Source organism: Rhizobacter sp. P2_H3, assembly GCF_056403355.1.
In genome coordinates this window covers 1-5,712 of record NZ_JBFUFQ010000308.1, presented here as the reverse complement: position 1 = coordinate 5,712, position 5,712 = coordinate 1, and the positions used below count along the sequence as shown (strand labels likewise).

The following is a 5,712-nucleotide window of genomic DNA, read 5'->3' as shown; positions in this document are numbered from 1 at the left end:
GATGAAGAAGGACCCCGGCAGCGTCAAGTGGGGCGGCGGCTCGAAGGGCTCGGTCGACCACGTCAGCGTCGCGATGATCGCGCGCGAGGCCGGCGTCGACGCGACCAAGATCAACTACGTGCCGTTCAAGGGCGGCGGCGAGGCGACGGCCGCGGTGCTGGGCGGCCACATCACGGTGGGCACCAGCGGCCTGGCCGAGTTCGAGGAGTTCATCAAGACCGGCAAGATGCGCGCGATCGGCGTCACGGCGCCGAACCGCATCCGCGGCTCGGACATCCCGACGCTGGTCGAGCAGGGCATCAACGTGTCGATCGGCAACTGGCGTGGCGTGTACGGCGCGCCCGGCATCACGCCGGCACAGCGCCAGAAGCTGGTCGAGGCGGTCTCCAAGGCCACCAAGACCAAGAGCTGGGCCGAGACGCTGGCCAACAACAAGTGGAACTCGGCGCTGATGACCGGCGACGACTTCGGCAAGTTCGTCGACGACGACACCGCGCGCCTGCGTGCGCTGATGCTGAAGCTGGGCATGCTGTAACTGCCCGGATCGCAGGTTCCCTGCAGTACGGCTGGCCGGCGCTGTGCGCCGGCCAGCCTGCGTTTGAGGGGCGGATTGAATGACGCAAGGAGGTAGACCATGAACAAGCCCATGAACAAGCGATCCGAGATCGGCATCGGTGCCGGCGCGATCGGCCTGGGGGCCGTGATGGCCATCGGTGCGGCGCAGATCAAGAGCGAGGCCGGCTACGGGGGCGTCGGCGCGGGTTTCCTGCCGTGGCTGATGGCGGCGGCGATGGCGCTGTGCGGGCTGCTGCTGATCGTGCAGGCCGCGACCGGCGGCTTTCGCGCGATGCCCGAGGGCAGCGAGGACACCCCCGCGCCGTACTGGGCCGGCATGGCCTGGCTGTCGGCCGGCCTGCTGCTGAATGCGGCGCTGATCACCCGCGTGGGCTTCATCCCGTCGTGCTCGCTGCTGTTCGTGCTGGCGGCGCGCGGTTTCCGGCTGTCGATGGGGGCGGGGCGCGCGACGCTGGCCGACTGGGTGCGCGACGTGCTGGTCGGTGCCGCGTTGTCGGCGCCGGTCTACTGGCTGTTCACGAAGCTGCTGGGTTTGACCCTCCCCGGCCTCACCAGCTCCGGCTGGATCTGACCTCTAGAGCATCACCATCATGGACATCTGGAATTCGCTGCTGCAAGGCTTCATGACGGCGGGCACGCCGATCAACCTGATGTGGGCGCTGCTCGGCTGCCTGATCGGCACCGCGATCGGCGTGCTGCCCGGGATCGGCCCGGCACTGACGGTGGCGATGCTGCTGCCGATCACCTCGCACGTCGAACCGACCGCGTCGATGATCATGTTCGCCGGCATCTACTACGGCGCGATGTACGGCGGCTCGACCACCTCGATCCTGCTGAACACCCCGGGCGAGACCGGCAGCATGGTCACCGCGATGGAGGGCAACCTGATGGCCAAGAGCGGCCGCGCCGGCGCGGCGCTCGCCACCTCGGCGATCGGCTCGTTCTTCGCCGGCACGATCGCCACGGTGCTCGTCACGCTGTTCGCGCCCGGCCTCGCCGAGTTCGCGCTGCGCTTCGGCCCGCCGGAGTACTTCGCGCTGATCCTGCTGGCCTTCACGACCGTGTCGTCGGTGCTCGGGCAGAGCACGCTGCGCGGCATGACCAGCCTGGTGCTGGGCCTGTCGATCGGCATCATCGGCATCGACCAGATCTCCGGCCAGGCGCGCTTCACGCTGAACAACGTGCCCGAACTGGTCGACGGCATCGAGGTGGTGCTGGTGGCGGTCGGGCTGTTCGCGGTCGGCGAGGCGATGTATACGATGATGTACGAGGGCCGCCAGGACGAGACGCGCAACAAGATGTCGAGCCTGTGGATGACGAAGGGCGACTGGAAGCGCTCGTGGCCGGCCTGGCTGCGCGGCACGCTGATCGGCTTCCCGTTCGGCACCATCCCGGCCGGCGGCACCGAGATCCCGACCTTCCTGTCGTACGGCGCCGAGCGCAAGCTGTCGAAGCACCCGGAAGAGTTCGGCACCGTCGGCGCGATCGAAGGCGTGGCCGGCCCGGAGGCCGCCAACAACGCGGCGGTGGCCGGCACGCTGGTGCCGCTGCTGACGCTGGGCATCCCCACCTCCACCACCGCGGCGATCCTGCTGTCGGCGTTCCAGAACTACGGCATCCAGCCCGGCCCGACGCTGTTCCAGACCTCGTCGGCGCTGGTGTGGGCGCTGATCGCGTCGATGTACATCGGCAACGTGATGCTGCTGGTGCTGAACCTGCCGCTGGTCGGGCTGTGGGTGAAGCTGCTGAAGATCCCGAAGCCGGCGCTCTACGCGGGCATCCTGATCTTCGCGACGGTCGGCGTCTACGGCATGCGGCAATCGGCCTTCGACCTGTTCCTGCTGTACGGCATCGGGCTGCTGGGCGTGCTGATGCGCCGCTTCGACTTCCCGACCGCCCCGGTGATCGTCGGCATGATCCTCGGCCCGCTCGGCGAGGCCCACATGCGCAACGCCATGTCCATCGGGGAGGGCAAATGGACGGTGTTCATTGAACGGCCGTTGTCGGCGACTATCCTGCTGGTGTGCGTGGCGGTCCTGATCGTCCCGCCGCTGTTGACCCGGCTGCGGCGCCGACGTACCGTGGCGCTGGCCTGACCGGCCCTTCCTCACAGCAAGGATCTTCCCCATGAAGTCCCATCGTTCCCAGAACCGCCGCTCCGTTCTCCGCTGGATGGCTGCCTCGGCCGCCGCCGGCATCGCGCCCGCCGTGCCGACGGCCAGCCTGGCCGCCACCGGCCCCGCACCGCTCGGCAAGCTGCGCATCCTGATCCCGGCCAACCCCGGGGGCGGCTGGGACGGCACCGGCCACGCGGTCGGCGACGCGCTGGTGGCCTCCGGGCAGGCCAGCGAGATCGTCTACGAGAACAAGGGCGGCAAGGGCGGCATCATCGGGCTGGCCGAATTCGTGGAGAAATACTCGGATGCCCAGGATTCGGTGATGGTCGGCGGCTTCGTGATGGTCGGCTCGATCGCGCTGAATCGCCCGGCCATCACTCTGGCACGCGTGAAACCGGTTGCACGCCTGACCAGCGAGGTGCTGGCGCTGGTGGTGCCGACCGATTCGAAGTTCCAGACGATCAAGGATTTCCAGGCCGCGCTGGTGAAGAACATCGCCGAGGTGCCGCTGGCCGGCGGCGGGGCCGGCGGCGTCGACCACATGTGCGCCGCGCTGGTGGCGCGCGCGGCCGGGGCTGATCCGGGCAAGCTGGTCTATGTGCCGTCGAGCAGCGGGGCCGAGGTGATGCAGGCGCTGGCGGCCGGCAAGGTGGCGGCGGCGGTGTCCGGCTTCGGCGAGCTGAAATCGGGCATCTCGTCAGGCAAGCTGCGGGCGCTGGCGATCAGCTCGCGGCGCGGGCTGTTCGGCATCCCGTCGTTCCGCGAGCAGCGCCTCGACGTCGACCTGGCGAACTGGCGCGGCATCTTCGCGCCGGCCGGCATGTCCGATGCGCAGGTGGCCAACCTGCGTGCCTCGCTGCAGAAGGCGACCCAGCACCCCAGCTGGCAGGCCGCGCTGGTGCRCAACGACTGGCAGCCGAGCTGGCAGGTGGGCACCGAGTTTGCCGAGTCGATGGAGCTCGACAAGGCGATGGCGGATGCGCTCGTCTACATCCTCAAGCTGAAGACGGCCTGATCAGGCGGGCCATCCCTGCAGGTGGCGGATCGCGATCGCGCTCAGCGCGGCGATCCACTCATGCTGGTCGTTCAGGCACGGGATGTAGTTGAACTCCGCCCCGCCGGCCTCGAGGAAGGCATCGCGCGCCTCCTGCGCGATTTCCTCGAGCGTCTCCAGGCAGTCCGCGGTGAAGCCCGGGCACATCACGTCGACGCGCCTGACGCCTTGCTTTGCCAGCCCGACCAGCGTCGGCTCGGTGTAGGGCTGCAGCCATTCGGCCTTGCCGAAGCGGCTCTGGAAGGTCACGAGCCATTGGTCGTCCTTCAGGTCGAGTCGCTGCGCCAGCAGGCGCCCGGTCTCCAGGCATTCGCCGTGGTACGGGTCGCCCAGATCGCGCGTGCGGCGCGGCATGCCGTGGAAGCTCATCACCAGCTTGTCCGGCCGGCCGTGCGACATCCAGTGGTCCGACACGCGCTTGGCCAGCGCCGCGATGTAGGCCGGGTCGTCGTGGTAGCGGTTGACGAARCGCAGCTCGGGCAGCGCGCGAACCCGTTGCGCCCACTGGTAGATCGCGTCGTTGACGCTGGCCGTCGTCGCCGCGCAGTACTGCGGGTACATCGGCAGCACCAGGATGCGGGTGGCGCCGGCGGCCTTCAGCGCGTCGAGTTCGCGGCCGATCGCCGGCGTGCCGTAGCGCATCGCGAAGGCCACCTGCACCCGGTGGCCGCGCTCGCCCAGGTAGCCTGCCAGCAGCCTGRCCTGCTTCTGCGTCCACACTTTCAGCGGCGAGCCTTCGGGCATCCACACCGTTGCGTACTTGGCCGCCGACTTGGCCGGCCGCACGCGCAGGATGATGGCGTGCAGGATCAGCCACCACAGCAGCTTGGGGATCTCGACGACGCGCGGGTCGCTGAGGAACTGCGCGAGGTAGCGGCGCACCGCGGCAGCGGTCGGCGCATCGGGGGTGCCCAGGTTGCACAGCAGGACGGCGGTGGCGGGGGCAGGGCGGGTGGGGGCGGGAGGTTCGGGAGAGAAGCGCATCGGCCGGATTATCGGGGAGGCTCTCAGCCGGCCAGCGCGGGCGACTGCAGCAGCTGGTCGATGTCGGCCACCACCGCGGCGATGTCGATCGGTTTGGTCCAGTAGCCGATGAAGCCGGCCTCGTAGGCGCGCTGCACGTCCTCGGGCATCGCATCGGCCGAGCACATGTACGCGGGAGCCGAAGCCAGGCCCGGCAGCCGGCGCAGCAGGTGCAGCACCTCGAAGCCGGTCATGCCCGGCAGGTGGGCATCGAGCACCAGCACCTCGGGCTGCCATTCGCGCGCGATCTCGAGCGCCTCCTCGCCGTCCTCGGCGATGCGCAGGTCGATGGCGCCGTGGTGCAGCCGCAGCGCCTCCTCGAACAGGATCGCGTTGATGCGGTTGTCCTCGACGTACATCATGCGCAGCGCATCGCGCCGGGGGGCTGCGGGTGCGGCGGCGGGCTCGCACGGGTCGTCGGCGAGCGGCGCGAGGTCGGTGGCGGTGCCATCGGGGTCGCAGACCATGTCGAGCAGCACGCAGGTGCCGTGGCCGAAGCGGCTCGTCACCTGCAGGTCGCCGCCGATCGCCTGCATCAGGCTGCGCGCGATGATCAGGCCGAGGCCGGTGCCCTCGATGGTCGAGGTCTCCTTGCCGAGTCGCTCGAAGGGCTGGAACAGGCGGCTCAGCTGCTCGGGCGACAAGCCGGTGCCCTCGTCCTCGACCATCAGCGTGAGCCGTTCGGGGCGCTCCTGGCGCAGGGCCCAGCGCACCACGCCGCCGGGGCGGTTGTACTTGACCGCGTTCGAGGCCACGTTCAGCAGCACCTGGCGCAGCCGCTGCGCATCGGCCCGCACGCGCAGCGGCGAGGGCAGCGCGTTGTCGAAGCGGATGCCGCGCGTGCGCGCCATCGGCGCCAGCAGGTCGATCGTGCGCGCGACCAGGTCGTCGAGCGCCACCCGTCCCATGTCCAGTGTCAAGGCGCCTTCCTCCACTTTCTGC

General features: G+C 69.7%; 6 protein-coding genes. 4 read left to right on the top strand and 2 right to left on the bottom strand.

Annotation, left to right across the window (positions count from 1 at the left end; all coding sequences use genetic code 11):
- The 4 genes from AC1D1T_RS29565 to AC1D1T_RS29550 form a co-directional block, all read left to right on the top strand.
- A partial coding sequence (locus tag AC1D1T_RS29565; RefSeq protein ID WP_477993035.1) for a Bug family tripartite tricarboxylate transporter substrate binding protein occupies nucleotides 1-535 on the top strand: 535 nt, incomplete at its 5' end.
- Between the two features lie 99 nt (nucleotides 536-634).
- Nucleotides 635-1,147 carry a tripartite tricarboxylate transporter TctB family protein gene (locus AC1D1T_RS29560; RefSeq protein WP_052212736.1) on the top strand — a complete coding sequence of 171 codons (513 nt, stop codon included), beginning with the start codon at nucleotides 635-637 and terminating at the stop codon, nucleotides 1,145-1,147.
- A gap of 19 nt (nucleotides 1,148-1,166) precedes the next feature.
- Nucleotides 1,167-2,672 (top strand): tripartite tricarboxylate transporter permease, encoded by a 1,506-nt coding sequence (locus tag AC1D1T_RS29555; RefSeq protein WP_465113011.1) that lies wholly within the window; start codon nucleotides 1,167-1,169, stop codon nucleotides 2,670-2,672.
- Between the two features lie 31 nt (nucleotides 2,673-2,703).
- Complete coding sequence (locus AC1D1T_RS29550) at nucleotides 2,704-3,708, top strand: tripartite tricarboxylate transporter substrate-binding protein (protein ID WP_477993034.1); 1,005 nt, start codon at nucleotides 2,704-2,706, stop codon at nucleotides 3,706-3,708.
- Here AC1D1T_RS29550 and hemH read toward each other — a convergent pair whose 3' ends face one another.
- Both hemH and AC1D1T_RS29540 read right to left on the bottom strand, forming a co-directional pair.
- The gene (hemH, locus tag AC1D1T_RS29545; RefSeq protein ID WP_477993033.1) at nucleotides 3,709-4,731 is read right to left on the bottom strand and encodes a ferrochelatase; all 1,023 of its coding nucleotides are present in this window, start codon (nucleotides 4,729-4,731) and stop codon (nucleotides 3,709-3,711) included.
- A gap of 23 nt (nucleotides 4,732-4,754) precedes the next feature.
- The coding region (locus tag AC1D1T_RS29540) for a hybrid sensor histidine kinase/response regulator (RefSeq protein ID WP_477993032.1) at nucleotides 4,755-5,712 on the bottom strand (958 nt) is incomplete at its 5' end.